General features: G+C 65.7%; 19 protein-coding genes and 1 tRNA gene. 14 read left to right on the top strand and 6 right to left on the bottom strand.

Going from position 1 to position 16,333, the window contains the following annotated elements:
- The first annotated feature begins 45 nt into the window (after positions 1-45).
- The 3 genes from VJ109_RS04215 to VJ109_RS04225 all read left to right on the top strand — a co-directional run bounded on the left by VJ109_RS04215 (position 46) and on the right by VJ109_RS04225 (position 2,550).
- Positions 46-990 carry an alpha/beta fold hydrolase gene (locus VJ109_RS04215; protein ID WP_324759261.1) on the top strand — a complete coding sequence of 315 codons (945 nt, stop codon included), beginning with the start codon at positions 46-48 and terminating at the stop codon, positions 988-990.
- Positions 991-1,111: 121 nt separating this feature from the next.
- Positions 1,112-1,660: a peptidylprolyl isomerase gene (locus VJ109_RS04220; protein ID WP_324759263.1), complete on the top strand. Its 549-nt coding sequence runs from the start codon at positions 1,112-1,114 to the stop codon at positions 1,658-1,660.
- A gap of 113 nt (positions 1,661-1,773) precedes the next feature.
- Positions 1,774-2,550, top strand: coding sequence for an MOSC domain-containing protein (locus VJ109_RS04225; protein WP_324759264.1), 777 nt, complete (start codon positions 1,774-1,776; stop codon positions 2,548-2,550).
- A gap of 16 nt (positions 2,551-2,566) precedes the next feature.
- Here VJ109_RS04225 and VJ109_RS04230 read toward each other — a convergent pair whose 3' ends face one another.
- Positions 2,567-3,877 carry a metallophosphoesterase gene (locus VJ109_RS04230; RefSeq protein WP_324759266.1) on the bottom strand — a complete coding sequence of 437 codons (1,311 nt, stop codon included), beginning with the start codon at positions 3,875-3,877 and terminating at the stop codon, positions 2,567-2,569.
- 170 nt (positions 3,878-4,047) lie between these two features.
- Here VJ109_RS04230 and VJ109_RS04235 point away from each other — a divergent pair, with 170 nt between their 5' ends.
- The 3 genes from VJ109_RS04235 to VJ109_RS04245 all read left to right on the top strand — a co-directional run bounded on the left by VJ109_RS04235 (position 4,048) and on the right by VJ109_RS04245 (position 5,296).
- Entirely contained in the window at positions 4,048-4,389 is a 342-nt protein-coding gene (locus VJ109_RS04235; protein WP_324759268.1) for a ferredoxin, read from the top strand.
- Between the two features lie 40 nt (positions 4,390-4,429).
- A tRNA-Leu gene (locus VJ109_RS04240) sits at positions 4,430-4,514 on the top strand.
- A 269-nt stretch (positions 4,515-4,783) separates the two neighbouring features.
- A complete protein-coding gene (locus VJ109_RS04245) occupies positions 4,784-5,296 on the top strand; it encodes a DUF5813 family protein (protein WP_324759270.1) in 513 nt (170 codons plus the stop codon).
- A 186-nt stretch (positions 5,297-5,482) separates the two neighbouring features.
- Here the strand turns inward: VJ109_RS04245 and VJ109_RS04250 are convergent, their stop codons facing one another.
- Positions 5,483-5,713, bottom strand: a complete 231-nt coding sequence (locus tag VJ109_RS04250; RefSeq protein ID WP_324759271.1) for an Lrp/AsnC family transcriptional regulator — start codon at positions 5,711-5,713, stop codon at positions 5,483-5,485.
- A gap of 3 nt (positions 5,714-5,716) precedes the next feature.
- On the bottom strand, positions 5,717-6,403 hold the full coding sequence (locus VJ109_RS04255; RefSeq protein ID WP_324759272.1) for a potassium channel family protein: 687 nt from the start codon (positions 6,401-6,403) through the stop codon (positions 5,717-5,719).
- A gap of 156 nt (positions 6,404-6,559) precedes the next feature.
- On the opposite strand from VJ109_RS04255, the gene VJ109_RS04260 reads away from it, so the two are divergent.
- Both VJ109_RS04260 and VJ109_RS04265 read left to right on the top strand, forming a co-directional pair.
- Positions 6,560-6,787 carry an Lrp/AsnC ligand binding domain-containing protein gene (locus tag VJ109_RS04260; RefSeq protein WP_276180062.1) on the top strand — a complete coding sequence of 76 codons (228 nt, stop codon included), beginning with the start codon at positions 6,560-6,562 and terminating at the stop codon, positions 6,785-6,787.
- 50 nt (positions 6,788-6,837) lie between these two features.
- The gene (locus tag VJ109_RS04265) at positions 6,838-7,158 is read left to right on the top strand and encodes a DUF7991 family protein (protein ID WP_276180060.1); all 321 of its coding nucleotides are present in this window, start codon (positions 6,838-6,840) and stop codon (positions 7,156-7,158) included.
- On the opposite strand, the gene tmk is transcribed toward VJ109_RS04265, so the two are convergent.
- Positions 7,155-7,748 (bottom strand): dTMP kinase, encoded by a 594-nt coding sequence (gene tmk / locus VJ109_RS04270; RefSeq protein ID WP_324759275.1) that lies wholly within the window; start codon positions 7,746-7,748, stop codon positions 7,155-7,157. The genes VJ109_RS04265 and tmk overlap by 4 nt on opposite strands.
- Before the next feature lie 100 nt (positions 7,749-7,848).
- On the opposite strand from tmk, the gene VJ109_RS04275 reads away from it, so the two are divergent.
- The 5 genes from VJ109_RS04275 to cofG all read left to right on the top strand — a co-directional run bounded on the left by VJ109_RS04275 (position 7,849) and on the right by cofG (position 12,762).
- Positions 7,849-8,751 (top strand): complex I NDUFA9 subunit family protein, encoded by a 903-nt coding sequence (locus VJ109_RS04275; RefSeq protein ID WP_324759277.1) that lies wholly within the window; start codon positions 7,849-7,851, stop codon positions 8,749-8,751.
- A 317-nt stretch (positions 8,752-9,068) separates the two neighbouring features.
- Positions 9,069-10,250 carry a tubulin/FtsZ family protein gene (locus VJ109_RS04280; protein ID WP_276180054.1) on the top strand — a complete coding sequence of 394 codons (1,182 nt, stop codon included), beginning with the start codon at positions 9,069-9,071 and terminating at the stop codon, positions 10,248-10,250.
- A complete protein-coding gene (locus VJ109_RS04285) occupies positions 10,228-11,007 on the top strand; it encodes a hypothetical protein (protein ID WP_324759279.1) in 780 nt (259 codons plus the stop codon). The genes VJ109_RS04280 and VJ109_RS04285 overlap by 23 nt, the downstream gene beginning before the upstream one ends.
- Positions 11,008-11,619, top strand: a complete 612-nt coding sequence (gene cofC / locus VJ109_RS04290; RefSeq protein ID WP_324759281.1) for a 2-phospho-L-lactate guanylyltransferase — start codon at positions 11,008-11,010, stop codon at positions 11,617-11,619.
- A gap of 33 nt (positions 11,620-11,652) precedes the next feature.
- Entirely contained in the window at positions 11,653-12,762 is a 1,110-nt protein-coding gene (gene cofG, locus VJ109_RS04295; protein ID WP_324759282.1) for a 7,8-didemethyl-8-hydroxy-5-deazariboflavin synthase subunit CofG, read from the top strand.
- 111 nt (positions 12,763-12,873) lie between these two features.
- Here cofG and cofH read toward each other — a convergent pair whose 3' ends face one another.
- Positions 12,874-14,211 carry a 7,8-didemethyl-8-hydroxy-5-deazariboflavin synthase subunit CofH gene (cofH, locus tag VJ109_RS04300; RefSeq protein WP_324759283.1) on the bottom strand — a complete coding sequence of 446 codons (1,338 nt, stop codon included), beginning with the start codon at positions 14,209-14,211 and terminating at the stop codon, positions 12,874-12,876.
- Between the two features lie 62 nt (positions 14,212-14,273).
- A complete protein-coding gene (locus tag VJ109_RS04305) occupies positions 14,274-15,287 on the bottom strand; it encodes a sodium:calcium antiporter (protein ID WP_324759284.1) in 1,014 nt (337 codons plus the stop codon).
- Between the two features lie 149 nt (positions 15,288-15,436).
- On the opposite strand from VJ109_RS04305, the gene VJ109_RS04310 reads away from it, so the two are divergent.
- Positions 15,437-16,321, top strand: coding sequence for an NAD+ synthase (locus tag VJ109_RS04310; RefSeq protein ID WP_324759285.1), 885 nt, complete (start codon positions 15,437-15,439; stop codon positions 16,319-16,321).
- Positions 16,322-16,333: the final 12 nt, after the last annotated feature.

The raw sequence follows: 16,333 nt of genomic DNA on the forward strand, positions 1-16,333 counted from the left end.
GATCCGACCGACACCGACATTGTCCCGCAGGCAAACGTTCGGTCGATGGCATCGACGCCTCCCGACGGCGATCACTGGACGATTCCCGACGACGGCCGGGCGTGGGACCACGCGACCGCTGAGACGAACGGGGTCACGCTCCACACCGTCACGGCCGGCCCCGAGGACGGGGACCTAGTCGTCCTGTTACACGGCTTCCCGGAGTTCTGGTACGCCTGGCACCACCAGATCGAACCGCTTTCCGAAGCCGGCTATCGGGTCGTCGCGCCGGACCTCCGCGGGTACAACTGTTCGGAGAAACCCGAGGGTGTGCGTGCCTACGACATCGACGAACTCGTCGCGGACGTGGTCGGCCTGATCGAAGGAACCGGCCGCGATGCGGCCCACGTCGTCGGCCACGACTGGGGCGGACTCCTGGCCTGGTACGTCGCCGCCGCCCAGGAAGACGTAGTGGACCGACTGGCAATATTGAACGCTCCCCACCCGTCGGCGTACGAACGGGCGCTGCGCTCGTCGCCGACACAGGTGGCCAAGTCGTGGTACGTCTTCTTCTTCCAACTCCCGATACTTCCGGAAGCCGCCTTCCGCGCGCGTGACTTCCGGGTGGTAGAGGGGATGCTGACCGACACACCGGTCCGTGCGGACGCGTTCAGCGAGACCGATATCCGGTACTACAAGACCGCACTCGGACGGCCGGGCGCACTGACCGCGGCAGTGAACTACTACCGGGCGATGGCCCGCCGGAGCGCGAGACGGCTGCTGACCCTCGCCGGCGCACCCGAACTCCCAGTCGAGCGACCGACGCTGCTCCTCTGGGGAGAACAGGACCGGGCGCTCGATGTCTCACTGACGGAGGGTCTCGACCGCTGGGTGTCAGATCTCCGGATCGATCGGTTCCCCGACGCGAGCCACTGGGTGCAGTTCGACGCGCCCGAGCGCGTGACCGACTCCCTGCTTTCCCACCTCGCCGGCGGGGAGGGTACGCGGTGAGATAACCGATCTACGGGCGGACCGCCGTCGCCCCCAACCTCGTGGTCACTACACAGCGACGTGGTACCACAGTACACGTCCAGTGGGCAGGCTTTTCCGCCGGGGACGCCTCTGGCCGGGCATGAGCGATCTGACAGCGACCCTGCACACGACAGAGGGCGACATCGAGATCGAACTGTACGACGAGAAAGTTCCCCGAACGGTCGAGGCGTTCGTCGACCACGCGACCGAGGCGGACGACTACGACGCCGCTTCGGTCGGTCCCGGCGAAGGTGCCTGGGAGGACCCCGAGAGCGGCGAGAAGCGTATCGACCCGCTCTATACCGACATCGAGATGCACCGGATCATCGAGGACTTCATGATCCAGATGGGCGACCCGACCGGTACCGGCCGGGGCGGCCCGGGCTACCAGTTCGACGACGAGTTCCACGACGAGTTGACCCACGACGACGCCGGCGTCGTCAGCATGGCAAACGCCGGTCCCGACACCAACGGCTCGCAGTTCTTCATCACGCTGGACGCCCAGCCCCACCTCGACGGGAAACACGCCGTCTTCGGCCGCGTCATCGACGGGATGGACGTCGTCGAGGCGATCGGCAACGTCGACACCGACCGCAACGACGCTCCCAAATCCGAACTGCTGCTCGAATCCGTCGAGATCCACGACTGAGCGACGACCGGCTCGTCGCGCTCGCCGTGGCGCCGGCGAAGTCGTTCGCCGGGTGCCATGGCAGTCCCCGTTCGAGACAACTGATTTATCCGTCCCCTGCCACCCATCCGGTAGTGGCACACATCGAGCGACTCACCGTCTATCCGATCAAGGCACTGGACGGCATGGACCGCGAGACGAGCGAGATCCGCCCCGGTGGGACGCTCGCGCTCGACCGCGAGTTCGCGCTCCACGACGCCGACGGGGACGCTTACAACGGGAAGCAAGCCGTCGAGGTCCACGACCTGACGACGACGTTCGTGCCGTCGACACGAACGCTGACGGTCGACTCTCCTGACGATCGCTGTGAGTTCGCGCTCGGGAACGAGGACGGGCGAGCGCGGGTAGCCGAGTGGTTCAGCGACTTCTTCGGTGTCGACCTCGAACTGGTTCGAGATACCGACCGGGGCTACGTCGACCGGCGGGAGATGGGGCCGTCGGTGATCAGCACGGCCACGCTGGAGACCGTCGCCTCGTGGTTCGACGACGTGACCGTCGACGGGGCGCGCCGACGGCTCCGCGCCAACGTCGAGGTCGGCGGGGTTCCGGCCTTCTGGGAGGACCGCTTCGTCGGGACCGACGCGCCGGCGTTCAATGCCGGCGGCGTCCGTATCGAAGGCGTAACCCCCTGTGGCCGCTGTGTCGTCCCGGAACGGGACCCCGACACGGGCGAGCCAACGCCGGCGTTCCGCGAGCGGTTCGTCGAGCGCCGCCAAGCGACGTTCCCCGACTGGGCCGACCCGGACGCGTTCGACCACTTCTACACGCTGATGCTCATCGCTCGGGTCCCCGAGGCCGACCGCGGGAAGACCATCGCGGTCGGCGACGCGGTCGAGGTCGTCGACGGGTAGCTGTTGTCCGCAGCAGTCAGTCGTCTTCGGGGGTGACGACCTGCCGGTCCGGGAGCGACGGGTCCGGCTCTCGACCGAGGGTGAGCAACCGCTCGGTCCGGGTGAGTTCCTCCGCGCTGGGATTGGGTTTGTCGATCCCCTGGTAGTCGACGACGACTCCCTCGTCTTCGGCCGCGATACGGACGGCACAGAGCTGGTAGGACGGATAGAACACCGGCGGGAGCCGGCCGGCGATGACATCCCGCCGGTGGAGTCGCTTCAGCCACGTGCCGGTGTTGACGAGCAGCCGACCGTCGAGTTCGGTCGTCCGCGGTCGGTGCGTGTGGCCGTAGCAGTAGATCGCCGTCTCGGGGCGTTCGTCGAACACCGCTCTGGCAGCGTCCGTGTACGGCTCGTCGGGATTGACGGTCAGCTCGGTTTCGAAGATCCCGAAGCGGTCGATCGTCTTCCTGACGTCCCGTATCAGTAACGACACCGGAATGCCGACGATCAACAGCAGGCCGGCGACGGCGACGTTGACCGACAGGATCAGGTACACCGTCGCGCCGGCCTGGCCGAACTGCCCGAGGAACGCCTCCGTCTGGTTGACCGGGAGCGACCAGATCCCCGCGAGATCCAGCCCGGCGAGGATCGCCAGCACCGCGCTGACGTTGAACAGGAACAGGAACGGGATGATGGCGTACCGTATCAGCGGGTTCATCTCCCGGTAGAAGTACTTCGAGACGAGCCAGTTCGGCATCCGCTCGGTCGGCGTCACCGCCTGGACGTCTTTCAGCCAGTTGAACCGCCCCCGGTCGGAGAGCTGGCCGGCTCGGCTGGTCACGAGCGTGTTGTAGTAGTAGCCAAGCGGCGACGCGTTGGGGTTGCCGAAGTCCTCGATCCGGTTGTTCGGGTCCTGTTGGTGGCCGTGCTCGAACCAGATCGTTCGGTCGCCGACGGGGCGGGTGATCGACTCGGCCTGGACCAGGTCGACGTTGTACTCCGCGAACCACTCGACGTACTCGTCGTAGGCCGCCAGCTCGTGGTCGTGGTTCCCGGGAAGCAACGTAATCGGGATCGCCTCGCCGGTCGCCCGGAGCTGTTCGAACAGTTCGGGATACTTCTCGACGAGGATATCGAACTTCTCGGGACCGTCGATCCCGGTGAACTCCCAGAGGCCGAAGGCGTCGCCGTTGATGAGCAGCTCTGCGTCCTCGTCGGTCGTCTCCAGGCGCTCTAGAAACGCCAGGAGTTCGTCGAGGAACTCGACGTGTTCCAGCTGCTCGTCGCCGCCGATGTGGAGGTCGCTGATGACGTAGTAGACTGCATCGTCGGCGGCGTCTGGCATTGTCCGTCTCTCTTCCCGGACGGTAATAGATGTTGTCACGACGCCGTCGAAGCGAACTCCACCCGCCGATATCGCGGTTGTCAACACGCTGATGTTCGAATCGGCGGACGGTTGGGCACTGGCTGCCTGCAACCGATAGTCGAAAGTCCGTCCATCACGAAAGGACGGCAATGACTGACCCGGACGAACCGATCGATCCGAGCGATATCGGAGCGAGCGACGCCCCGTCGATCGAAGACAAGCCCTACAAGATCATCTTCGAGGCCAACAAGTGCTTCGGCGCGGGCAAGTGCGCCGAGGTCTCCGGAACGTGGTCGCTGGACCTCGACACCGGCATCGCCAAACCCGAGACGTACTACATCGACGAGGCAGACCTCGATCACAACGTCGCCGCCGCGGAGGCCTGTCCCGCCAAGAAAGACCGCGGGGTCATCCACGTCGTCGACCGCCGCACGAACGAGGAGATCGCCCCCGACCCCAACGGCGACGGGACGCTCTCCGTCGACTGGTAATCGAAACCCGTTTTCCCGAGGGGCATAGAGAGGTGAGTGCGCGAGGGTAGCCGAGCTTGGCCAAAGGCGGTGGGCTTAAGACCCGCTCCCGTAGGGGTCCATGGGTTCGAATCCCATCCCTCGCATTTTGCGGCGAACATGTCGTGAGCCGTAAATGCGACTGTTGGGATTCGAATCACGGAAACGCGAGCGAAGCGAGCGTTTGCATCGGGTTCGAATCCCATCCCTCGCATGAAGTCGGCCCGAACGGACGTGAGGGCCGGATAAATCGAGCGAATGGCGATTCGAACGACGGCAGACGCAGCGCGAACGGAGCGAGCGTCTGGCATCGAGTGAGAATCCCATCCCCCGAGATACGACGCGTTTTTCCGGCGTAACGGCCTAGAGATGGCCAATGACCGATGTACCCAGCGACGTAGCTGACGCCTTCGACCGCCGGGACGCGTTCGTCGCCGGCCAAGAGGGGTACGCCGTCGATTCGACGCGGTTCAGCGGGTTCGTGACCGCAAGCGAGGGCGAGAAGTGGAAGACCGAGTACGAGGTGACCGTCCGAGCGCCGACACTCCAGGCCGCGACCGCCGACGAGGTGGGCGAGGCCGTCGTCGACGGCTGGTTCGAGACCCTACAGCGCCGGCTCGAAGACGCGCCCAAGGCAACGCGTGTCTCGGTAGAACTGGACGAGTACACCGTCGAACGCGACGGGGAGGAGGTCGTCGTCACCTTCCGGTTCAGTCTGGGCAGCGAGTCCCAGGCGGCCGACGTGGCCAAGACCTTCGTCGAGTACGTCGAGGGGACCTACGTCGAGGGGATCGTCCCCGGCTACGACTACGTCGGCGTCGTCGCGGAGCTGATGGATTCGGCGAGTACGGGCGGGAGCGAGGGAACCCGCGGCGGGACGCCGCTGTAACGGGGCGGTGGCCGTTCGCGGCCTCCGTGCCGCGAAGTCGGGGACGGGCAGAGCTGTGGGCAGAGCATACCGCGAGCGAAGCGAGCGGTTTCCCCGGACGCGAACGCAGTGAGCGTCCGGCAGTTTTTCCCCACGTTTTTGCAAGGGGGGTCGCCTCGGCGACCCCCTGCAGTAAAACGTGGGTTACTAGTCCATCGCGATATACGTTTGCGTACTCCCGACGCCGTCGATGCCCTGGATGTGGGTCGCCGCAACGTCCTTGACGGCCGCGGGGCTGTCGACCTCGACTTTCGCGATGAGGTCGACGTCGCCGGCGACGATGTGGGCCTCCAACACCCCCTCGACGGCCTCGATCTCGTCTCGGAGTCGGTCGGCGTCTCCCGTGTTCGCTTTGATCATGACGTAGGCAGTAACCATCTGTCAGGCACCTCCGAGTGCGGTCGCGCGGTCGTCCTCCCCGACGACGAGGCTCCGGACGTCACCGAGGACATCGAAGTCGGCCAGGACGACCAGGCTGTCGTCGAGGTCGAGCGTCTGGTCCGGGTCCGGGACGGTCAGCGGTCCGTCGCCTTTCGCATGCGCGAGCAGCCGTGAGTTGGCAGGCAACTCCAGTTCCGAGAGGGAATACCCCCGCATGGGTGAGGAGTCGGTGATCGACAGTTCCACCAACTGGAGGTTGTGAGCGATGTCGGCGACGGCCCGGATGTTCCCGCCCAAGAGGGCGTTCTTGGCGGCGATCGCGCCCAGCCGTTCGGGGTAGATCACTTCGTCGACGTCCTGGGCGTAGCGCTGGTAGATCTCCTCGCGGTAGTCCTCGTCGATCCGCATGACGGTCCGACAGCCGTGTTCCTTTGCCACCATGCAGGCGACGAAGTTGTCGTTGAGGTCACCGGTCAGCGCCGCCAGCGCGTCCGCCGCATCGAGGTCGGCTTCTTTGAGTGTGTTCTCGAGCGCGCCGTCGCCAGCGATCACCTCGAACCCGGCGTTGCGGGCCCGCTCGACCGAACTCTCGTCGTGCTCGATGAGGACGACCTCGTGGTCGCTCTCACGCAAGACGCGTGCGGTGCGCAGTCCGACGCGACCTGCACCCACGATAACGAATCGCATATGGTGTCGTATGGCACGGGGGTGGATAAAGCTAGCCCGTCGCGATGATCTTCGAGACTGGATGACGACGGCGGCCCGAGCCACAACCGTTCAGTCGGTCCCGGGGAACCGGCGTCACAACAAACGTTTTCACCATGTGTATCGTTAGCAAACGATATGGTCGATGCGTTCATCATGCTCAAGACAGACACCGGAAAGTCCAGCGACCTCCTCGCGGAGGTACAGTCGTTAGCGGGCATCTCCGAGGCCCACATCGTCGCGGGCCAGTACGATATCGTCGCGGAAGCCAGCGGCGAAGTGTACGACGTGATGCAATCGGTCGCGACGCGAGTCCGGGACATCGAGGGCGTATTGGACACGCGGACCTACGTCTGTCTGGAGTAGCGCCGGCGGTGTTCCGATACGGCAAAGAGTGTCGGTCACCTACGGACGGTATGGTCGCCGTGGTCGACGTCATCGGGCTGCTCGTCATCGTCCTGGCAAACAGCGTGGTGACCGCACTGATGACTCGCTTTTTCCGGGTTCGGCTAAACACCAAGTGGGGAGGGCTCGTCTACGCGGTGTTGCTCTGCCCCGTCGTCATGTTCGTGATCGTGCTCGTTCTGAGTGGGATCTTCAGTCTCGGCGGAAACCTCGGTAGTCGGTCACTGGCACTGTTGGTGACGATCGCGATCCCGTTAGCGATCGGGATGACCTTTGACTACGTCTGGATGCCCGCACCCGACGAGGTCGAACTCCCACAGTCGATGGGTTAGAGCCGTCCCAGTATCGCGTCACGAACGGCGGTATATACAGCCTCGGGCGACTGTGTCGCGTCGATACGGACGAACCGGCCGGGGTCGTCCTCGACGAGGCGTTCGTAGTTGGCACGGACGGTCGCGAGATAGTCTGCTGTCTCGAACTTGTTCGTCGCGCCGCTGCGCCGGGCCGCAGTCTCCGGGTCGAGATCGAGATACACCGTCAGATCGGGTGGACGGGTCCACGGTTCGTGGACCTCCCGGACGTACTCCAGCGGGTCCGTGAGATGGGGAGAGTCTGCGAGTGTCGCACCCTGATAGGCGTAGCGGGAGTCACTGTACCGGTCGGAGACGACGAGCCGATCCTCCTGCAGTGCCGGCCGGACAGTGTCAGCCAAGTGAGCAGCGTGGTCGGCAGTGTAGAGGAACAGTTCCGCCAGTGAATCGGCGTCGGAGTCGTCGATCGAACGCTGGACGGCGTCACCGTACCAACTCTCGGTCGGTTCCCGGGTGAAGACGGCGTCGTCGGGGACGCCGTCGTCGGCCCGGAGCCGTTCCCAGACGGTCGTCTTGCCGCTCCCGTCCAGTCCCTCCAACGTGACGAGCATACCGTGATGGTACAGTCGGGGGTATGTAAGCACGCCGACCGGGACCGACCCAAACCAGTTGCGCGCCACACTTATACGGTATCCGAGAGTTGTCATGTGCATGGACGTACTCGTAGCCGGCGGGACCGGATTTATCGGGCAGTACCTGTGTCGGGAACTCGACAATCGAGGGCACGACGTCACCGCACTGGCGCGCAACCCACACGAGGGGTCGCTACCCGACGGCGTGACCCGCAAGGAAGGCGACGTGACAGACTACGATAGCATCGAAGGCGCCTTCGAAGGACAGGATGCCGTCGTCTTCCTTGTCGCGCTGTCACCGCTGTTCAAGCCCAACGGCGGCGACGAGATGCACGAACGAGTTCACCTGGGCGGCACGGAGAACTGCCTCCGGGCGGCCGAGGAACACGGCGTCGATCGGTTCCTCCAGATGAGTGCGCTCGGCGCGGACCCGAACGGTGACACCCACTACATCCGCGCGAAGGGGAAAGCGGAGGGTGCCGTCGAGGACTCCGACCTGGATTGGACGATCGTTCGGCCCTCGATCGTCTTCGGCGACGGCGGCGAGTTCGTCAGTTTCACCAAGCAACTCAAAGGGATGTTCGCCCCCGGCGTTCCGCTGTATCCGCTTCCCGGCGGCGGCGACACCATGCGGTTCCAGCCGATCCTGGTCGACGAGTTCGTCCCGGTTCTCGCCGATATTCTGGAAGAAGAGGGCCACGCGGGCCAGACCTACGAGGTCGGTGGCCCCGAGACACTTACGCTTCGAGAGGTGACAAACACTGTCTACGACGCCGAGGGCAAGTCGATCACGATCGTCCCGCTCCCGATGCCGATGGCCAAGATCGGGCTCACCGTCCTGGGGAACCTGGGTTTCAAGATGGGACAGGATCAGTACGAGTCGCTGGATTTCGACAACGTCCCCTCGGAGAACGATCTCGAAGCGTTAGGTCGTGACCCGGGTGACCTGACGACGCTCGGTGAGTATCTCCGGGGCGCATAGGCTCTACGTCCCGTCCCCTCACGCTCCGCGAGAGATATCGTAGCCAGTGAAAATCACTGCACAGCCGATCGCACGACTGCAGTGCGATCGGTATGTAACTCGTTTCAATTGTTACTATAGATACGTGTGTCGGCCACGAGACGAAATCCGAAGATTCGAGAGGGAATCCCACACACCCGCCAGAGAACTCCGTAGACTTCCGATATACCCCTTCCCACCCTGATCGTGTTTTTCAGCAATGACTTCTGAATTGAGGCTTTGGGGAAAAAGCTTATACCCGCGATACCGCATACCATTTTTAAGCGGAGTACCAGATAATGAAACTCGCCATGATCGGCTTCGGGCAGGCCGGCGGCAAGATCGTCGACAAATTCCTCGAGTACGACCACAAGACGGGGTCGAACATCGTCCGGTCGGCGGTCGCGGTCAACACGGCGAAAGCCGACCTGCTCGGACTCGAGCGCATTCCCCAAGACAACAGGGTCCTCATCGGCCAGGCACGCGTCAAGGGCCACGGAGTCGGGGCCGACAACGAACTCGGCGCGGAGATCGCCGAGGAGGACATCGACGAGATACAGGGCGCGATCGACAACATCCCGGTCCACGAGGTCGACGCCTTCCTCATCGTCGCCGGGCTGGGCGGCGGGACCGGCTCGGGCGGCTCGCCGGTCCTGGCGAAACACCTCAAGCGGATCTACACCGAACCGGTGTACGGACTCGGTGTCCTGCCGGGCAGTGACGAGGGCGGGATCTACACCCTCAACGCGGCCCGGTCGTTCCAGACGTTCGTCCGCGAGGTCGACAACCTGCTGGTGTTCGACAACGACGCCTGGCGCCAGACGGGTGAGTCCGTCGAGGGCGGCTACGACCACATCAACGACGAGATCGTCCGGCGGTTCGGCGTCCTCTTCGGCGCCGGCGAGGTCGAAGCGGGCGACAACGTCGCCGAGAGCGTCGTCGACTCCTCGGAGATCATCAACACGCTCGACGGCGGGGGCGTCTCGACGGTCGGCTACGCCGCCGAGGACGTCGACCTTTCGGGCGGTGGTGGACTCCTCTCGCGGTTCAAGGGCGACGACGACGGGATGGACGACGGACTGGATACGGCCAACACGACAAACCGCATCACCTCGCTGGTCCGGAAGGCTGCCTTGGGCCGGCTGACGCTTCCCTGTGAGATCGACGGGGCCGAGCGGGCGCTGTTGGTGATCGCCGGCCCGCCCGAACATCTCAACCGGAAGGGGATCGAGCGCGGGCGCAAGTGGCTCGAGGAGCAGACCGGCTCCATGGAAGTCCGGGGCGGGGACTACCCGACCGAGACGCCCAAGGTCGCGGCGTCGATCCTGCTGTCGGGCGTCCACAACGTCCCCCGGATCAAGGAACTCCAGCAGGTCGCGATCGAGGCACAGGACAATATCGACGAGATTCGGCAGCAAAGCGAAGACAACTTGACTGACTTGGTGGAAGACGATGAGGATGAACTCGACCCGTTGTTCTAGGGGTATCGCCGCGGTGCTTGGAATCGTCTGTCTGCTCGCCATCGCGGGGCCGGTGAGTGCCTTCACCGTCTCGGCGGAGGGCGTCCCCGACGAGACCGCAGTCGGCCAGGAGATCTCGGTCACGTACACGATCGACGATCCGTTCACCGACGCGCCCGACGAGTGGACGATAGCCGGTGAGACCGAACTCCGGAACGTCAGTTGGACGGTGACGGTCCTGCGTGCCGGCAACCCCATCGAGGACGGCGAGACGACTGCCGGCGGGCAGAACTTCACGCGGGACCTCGCCATCGACAACAACGGCGACCAGGTCCGCGTCGAACTGGTCGGGACGGTCCCGGAGATCGAGGACTACACCTACCAACCCGAAGAGCAGTACCTGGTCGCGTCGCTCAGCCAGACGACCGGCGACAACACCCAGGAGTTCCAGAACGACACGGCTCACCACTACACCGAGGACAGCAGGGCGGCCCGTGAGGCCATCGCCAGCGCCCAGGGGGCCGTCGAGAGCGCGCCGGGCGACAACAGCGACGCCCGGGACGACATCGACCGCGCGATCTCGGCCTACGAGGGCGAGAACTTCGAGAACGCGATCTCGCTGGCCGAGGAGGCACAGTCCCAAGCCGAACAGGCCCAGCAGAGCCAACAGACGACCCAGATGCTCCTGCTGGCCGGCGGTGCGATCGTCGTCCTCCTCCTGCTCGGGGGCGGCCTCTACTGGTGGACCCAGCAGGGCGACGACTACAGCAAACTGTAGATGCGCGTCGTCGTCCCCGTCTCGGGGTCGGACCCGAAGACGCGTCTCGCGGCTGTTCTCGACGCCGACGAGCGACTGTCGTTCACCGAAGCGATGCTCGGTGACGTGGTCGAGACGCTCGCTGCGGCCGGCTACACACCCGACGTGGTCGCGACTGGACCGATCGACTGTCCGGTCCCGGTGACAGTCGACGACCGCGGACTCGACCCACTTATCAACGACCTGCTCGACGACAGCGACGGCGATCTGGCCGTCGTGATGGCGGATCTCCCGTTGCTCACCGCCGAGGCCGTCCAGCGACTGTTCGCGCCCGACACCGACGTGATGCTGGCGCCGGGACGCGGGGGCGGGACCAACGCCTTCGTCGCTCGCCACCCCGAGTTCCGCGTGGACTACCACGGCGCCTCGATCCGCGACCACCGCCGGATCGCCCGCGAGATCGGCGCCGACCTGGCCGAGATAGACTCACGACGGCTGGCGACTGACATCGACGAACCCGACGACCTCGCGGAGGTCCTGCTCCACGGCGACGGGCGGGCGGCCGACTGGCTCGCCGACGCGGGCTTCGAGGTCGTCGTCGAGGACGGTCGCGTCGGCGTCACCCGGAACTGAACCCTTTTGCCCCCGCAGCGCCCAGCCCCGGACGTGATTCCCGGCGCCGACGCCTACGACATCGACATCGCGTTCGATCCCGCCGAGGTCGAGCGCCTGCTGTCGGTAACTCCCGACAACGTCGACGCCGCCGCGGAGTTCTCCTACTGCCGGAACGTCTTCGTGCCGCTGACGACGGCCTGCCGGTACACCTGTACGTACTGTACCTACTACGACCCGCCCGGGCAGGCCGAACTGATGAGTCCCGAGGAGATCCGCGAGACCTGCCGGCGGGGCGCCGACGCCGGCTGTACGGAGGCGCTGTTTACGTTCGGTGACGATCCCGACGACCGGTATACGGCTGTTCACGAACAGCTCGCCGAGTGGGGCCACGAGACGATCCACGACTACCTCCGGGAGGCCTGCGGGATCGCCCTAGAGGAGGGGCTGCTCCCACACGCCAATCCGGGCGACCAGACCCGCGCGCAGATGGCCACCGTCGCGGACCTGAACGCCTCGATGGGCGTGATGCTGGAGACCACCGCGGACGTCCAGGCCCACGGCGGGCCGCGAGCGAAGAGTCCCGGCCAGCGCCTCGCGACGATCCGAACCGCCGGGGAACTGGGTGTGCCCTTCACGACCGGTATCCTCGTGGGTATCGGCGAGGACTGGCGCGACCGGGCCGAGAGCCTGCTGGCTATCCGCGAACTGGACCGGCGGTACGGCCACGTCCAGGAGGTGATCGTCCAGCCGGTCGCCGAGAACGAGCGCTGGCAGGACGGCTCCCCCGATCTGTCGACAATGCGCCGCGTGACCGCGATGGCCCGGGCGGCACTACCCGAATCGATCTCGGTGCAGGTGCCGCCGAACCTCGCGCCGGCGCGGGAACTGGTCGACTGCGGGATCGACGACCTGGGCGGGGTGTCGCCGGTGACGGTCGACCACATCAACCCCGGCTACGAGTGGCCGGCCCTGGCTGAACTCGACGCCGTCGCCGACCACGCCGGCGTCCCGCTGGTCGAGCGGCTGCCGGTGTACGACCGCTACGCGACCGACGAGTGGCTCTCGGAGCGAATCCGGGCGGCGCTGGACCGCGACGACGCCCACGGCCGGCGGTTCCGCGCAGTGGCACGGCGAGGCGAGAACCCCGCCGGCCGGCACTGATCGGTTCGGTCACGTCTCCGTAGCGACCCCGTTCGATAACGGCGTGGGGGACCCGCGGGTGCGCTGAGACGGCTGTGGCCCGCGGGACGGCCCTCTCCCGTGGAGGGACGGTCACTCCAACAGCGGCGTCCCGTCGGCCTTCGGCCCCAGCCGTGGCCCGACGACATCGGCCTCGGGGTCGACGACCCGGCGGTGTTCGTAGTCCGTCGAACGTTCGACCGGCGTGCGACCGATCGCCGAGATCATGTCGGCGTACTCCCTGATCGAGCGGAACTCCCCGTAGTCCCCGCCGGCGCGTTTCGTGATCTCCTCCGAGAGGATCGTCCCCATGAAGTCGTCGGCCCCGCAGGTCAGCATCTTCAACCCCCGACTGTCGCCGTACTTGACCCACGACGATTGGATGTGGTCGACGTTGTCCAGAAACAGCCGCGAGACGGCGATCATCAGTTCGTCCTCGTCGCGGCTGGCACCGCCGTCGACCAGCCCCCGCTCGTAGAGGGGCGTCTCCTCGTGGACGAACGAGAGCGGGACGAACTCCGTGATCGCGCCGGTTCGATCCTGTAACTCGCGGACCCGCTGGAGGTGGAGTACCCGGTGTTTCGCGTTCTCGACGTGACCGTACATGATCGTCGCCGTCGTGTCCAGGCCGACGGCCGCGGCGGCCTCCATCGCTTCCAGCCACTCGGCGGAGTCGATCTTGGCCGGACAGATGACCTCCCGGACCTCGTCGACGAGGATCTCGGCGGCGGTCCCGGGGACGCTGTCGAGTCCGGCACGCGAGAGGCGGCGGAACACCTCCTCGTAGGACCAGTCGGTCCCCCGACGGGCGTGGTAGGCCTCCTCCGGGGTCATCGAATGGACGTGGACGCCGCCGACATCCATCGCCCGGATCTGCTCGCAGTAGGTCCCCGGATCGACGTCGTACTCGGCCGGCGGGCGGTAGTTCAGGTCCTCGCGGTCGCTCGCTTCCAGCAGTTCGCGGTGCGCCTCGTCGAGCACAAGCGCCGGGTGGAGTCCCGAGACCGAACAGACCTCGTAGATCCCGCGCTCGACGGCATCGGCGACGATCTCGCGGGATTCGGCCGGTTTCTTCGTGAACCCCCCGTGATCCTCCTGGTAGCTCGTGCGGAACTGCTCGGAGCGATCCTTGAAGTTACAGAACAGACAGCCGGTGTTGCAGGCGGTCGTGACGTTGTTGTTGAGATTGGCGACGAAGGTCACCTCGTCGCCGACGACCTCGGCCCGCCGCCGGTCGGCGGCCTCCAGCACCTGCTCCTTGCGACGGCGGTCGATGCCGTCCCGGTCGGTCCCGGTCGTGATGAGTTCGACGCCGTCGGCGACGGTCAAGCGCTCGCCGTCCCGCGCCTTCGCCAGTGCGTTCTCGAAGGACTGGTCGGTGGTCGGCTGGTGGGTGAACTCCAGGTCACCCGTCGGAACGGCGTCGGACATCTGTCTCAGACTAGGTGGGGGCAGGCAAAAGCATGGCGGGACCGGGTGTTCTGGCCAGTATCCTACGCCGGCAGCATACCCGTGACGACCCCCAGGGACTCGGCGACGACCCAGCCGACGAAGACGAGATAGGCACCCAGCAGCGCGTACGACTCCAGGTCGCTCAAGGCGAGATCGGTCCGCAACGCGGTAAAGAGCAGTATCGTCGCTCCGGTCAAGGCGCCGAACATCGGGACGGCCATGGCGAAATCGACCGTCCAGGTGCCGGCGATGAGCACGCCGAGCGGGATCGCCACGAGCAGGTCGAACGTGTTCGATCCCAGCACGTTCGCCAGCGACGCGACTCCGCGGTCGTCCTTTGCCGCCCGGACACTGACCAGGGTATCCGGCAGCGAGGTGGCCCCCGCCAGGATCGTCACGCCCAGCAGGAACTCCTGGACTCCGGCGGCTCGGCCGATGACGCCGACCGAGTGGACCAGGCTCTCGACGGCGACGAGGATGACACCCAGCCCCGCGAGCAGGAAGAGCCACTGTCTGCCGACGGCGATGTCGCCGCCGTCGTCGTCGGCCTGGTGGTCCGCGGTGTCCTGGTACTGGATGAAGATGTAGAGGCCGTACAGTCCGAGCGGCATCAGTGCCAGCGGTCGGGTTACGTCGCCCATCAAGGTCGCCCCGCCGGGGTAGTAGATCACCGCCATGGCGAAGGTGATGAGCAACACCGACACCGCGAGCATGTAGAACTGTGCCTCCTTGTAGACGAGCGTCCGGTTGGACTCGATGTCGTCCTCGGTAGCGATCCCGGCGACGGCTGGGATCACCAGGATGTTGAAGATCGCCGAGCCGACGATCGCACCGACGCCGAGTGGCATCGACCCACCCAGGGCCGCGACGACGACGGTCGCCAGTTCCGGGAAACTGGAACCGACGGCGACGACGATCGCCCCCTGGACGACCTGTGGGAGCCCGTAGTACGTCGAGAGTTGCTCGCTCGACGACTCCAGCCAGTCGCTGCCTTTCCAGATCGCGATCGTGGCAGCGACGATGATACCACCCTCGACGAGCAGGTTCTCGGCCATCACCTGCGGTATCCCGCGCCGTGACCAAAGTGGTTCCCCTCGGGCGGTCGGCTCCAAACGTGCTAGCAGCCATCCGTACTCTCTCAGGTGTTTAAGGATCAGGCGTAAACGTCGGTAGCGGCTGGAGTTGCATCTGTAAGAGATATCCCATGCACGAACGAACCGACCATCCCCCTGATCCGCTGTCGGACGCCATCGACGACAGCTCGGCAACCGAATCTGCACTCGTCTCGTTCATTCAGGACCGCGTCCAGTCGGCGGGAGCCGACGGCGTCGTCGTCGCGATGAGCGGTGGTCTCGACTCGACGGTAGCGGCGACACTCGCCGTCGAAGCACTCGGTCCCGAACGAGTCCTCGGCCTCGGACTCCCGTGTCACAAAACCGACGCCACTGCGGCACTGGAAGCCAGTACCGTCGCCGACGCGCTCGGAATGCCGTTCGAGCGCGTCCAGCTTCGACCCGTGCTCCTCCAGTTCGACCAGACGGTCGCACCCGCCCTCGACCCTGCCGACTCCAAGCGATCGACGCCGACGGCCGGCCGTGCCCGCGAGAACGCGATCGCCCGACTGCGGATGTTGTGTGCGTATTACGCCGCGACCCGGACGAACCGCCTCGTCCTCGGGACGGTCAACCGCTCGGAACTGTTGCTCGGTTACGTCACCAAACACGGCGACGGTGCCGCCGACCTGTTCCCGCTTGGTGACCTCTACAAGACCGAGGTCCGTGCCCTGGCGGAGCACCTCGGGGTTCCGGACCACATCGTCGGAAAAGAACCCACCGCCGGCTTCCGTCCGGGACAGACCGACGCCGACGACCTCGGCGCGAGCTACGACGTGATCGACTCACTGCTGTACCGGATCATCGAACAGGGCGTGTCTGTCGAGGCGGCCGCCGAAGCGGTCGGCGTGGACAGTTCGACCGCGCGCCAGTTCGTCGAGATGTGTTCGCAGACGGCTCACAAACGGGCCAGACCACCGGTTCCGGGCGTCGAGGGGCGGGTCCGGCGGCCGACAGTCCCGGACAGCGCCGAGTGAGAAACGTCTTTG

Origin of the sequence: Haloarcula montana (assembly GCF_035666295.1) — an archaeon.
Taxonomy (GTDB): Archaea; Halobacteriota; Halobacteria; order Halobacteriales; family Haloarculaceae; genus Haloarcula; species Haloarcula montana.

What these genes read in the sequence shown, in the direction of transcription:
- VJ109_RS04215 (WP_324759261.1), top strand. Translation starts at nt 46, where the DNA reads ATGGCATCGACGCCTCCCGACGGCGATCACTGGACGATTCCCGACGAC.
- VJ109_RS04220 (WP_324759263.1), top strand. Translation starts at nt 1,112, where the DNA reads ATGAGCGATCTGACAGCGACCCTGCACACGACAGAGGGCGACATCGAG.
- VJ109_RS04230 (WP_324759266.1), bottom strand. Translation starts at nt 3,877, where the DNA reads ATGCCAGACGCCGCCGACGATGCAGTCTACTACGTCATCAGCGACCTC.
- VJ109_RS04235 (WP_324759268.1), top strand. Translation starts at nt 4,048, where the DNA reads ATGACTGACCCGGACGAACCGATCGATCCGAGCGATATCGGAGCGAGC.
- VJ109_RS04245 (WP_324759270.1), top strand. Translation starts at nt 4,784, where the DNA reads ATGACCGATGTACCCAGCGACGTAGCTGACGCCTTCGACCGCCGGGAC.
- VJ109_RS04250 (WP_324759271.1), bottom strand. Translation starts at nt 5,713, where the DNA reads ATGGTTACTGCCTACGTCATGATCAAAGCGAACACGGGAGACGCCGAC.
- VJ109_RS04255 (WP_324759272.1), bottom strand. Translation starts at nt 6,403, where the DNA reads ATGCGATTCGTTATCGTGGGTGCAGGTCGCGTCGGACTGCGCACCGCA.
- VJ109_RS04260 (WP_276180062.1), top strand. Translation starts at nt 6,560, where the DNA reads ATGGTCGATGCGTTCATCATGCTCAAGACAGACACCGGAAAGTCCAGC.
- VJ109_RS04265 (WP_276180060.1), top strand. Translation starts at nt 6,838, where the DNA reads ATGGTCGCCGTGGTCGACGTCATCGGGCTGCTCGTCATCGTCCTGGCA.
- tmk (WP_324759275.1), bottom strand. Translation starts at nt 7,748, where the DNA reads ATGCTCGTCACGTTGGAGGGACTGGACGGGAGCGGCAAGACGACCGTC.
- VJ109_RS04275 (WP_324759277.1), top strand. Translation starts at nt 7,849, where the DNA reads ATGGACGTACTCGTAGCCGGCGGGACCGGATTTATCGGGCAGTACCTG.
- VJ109_RS04280 (WP_276180054.1), top strand. Translation starts at nt 9,069, where the DNA reads ATGAAACTCGCCATGATCGGCTTCGGGCAGGCCGGCGGCAAGATCGTC.
- VJ109_RS04285 (WP_324759279.1), top strand. Translation starts at nt 10,228, where the DNA reads ATGAACTCGACCCGTTGTTCTAGGGGTATCGCCGCGGTGCTTGGAATC.
- cofC (WP_324759281.1), top strand. Translation starts at nt 11,008, where the DNA reads ATGCGCGTCGTCGTCCCCGTCTCGGGGTCGGACCCGAAGACGCGTCTC.
- cofH (WP_324759283.1), bottom strand. Translation starts at nt 14,211, where the DNA reads ATGTCCGACGCCGTTCCGACGGGTGACCTGGAGTTCACCCACCAGCCG.
- VJ109_RS04305 (WP_324759284.1), bottom strand. Translation starts at nt 15,287, where the DNA reads ATGGCCGAGAACCTGCTCGTCGAGGGTGGTATCATCGTCGCTGCCACG.
- VJ109_RS04310 (WP_324759285.1), top strand. Translation starts at nt 15,437, where the DNA reads ATGCACGAACGAACCGACCATCCCCCTGATCCGCTGTCGGACGCCATC.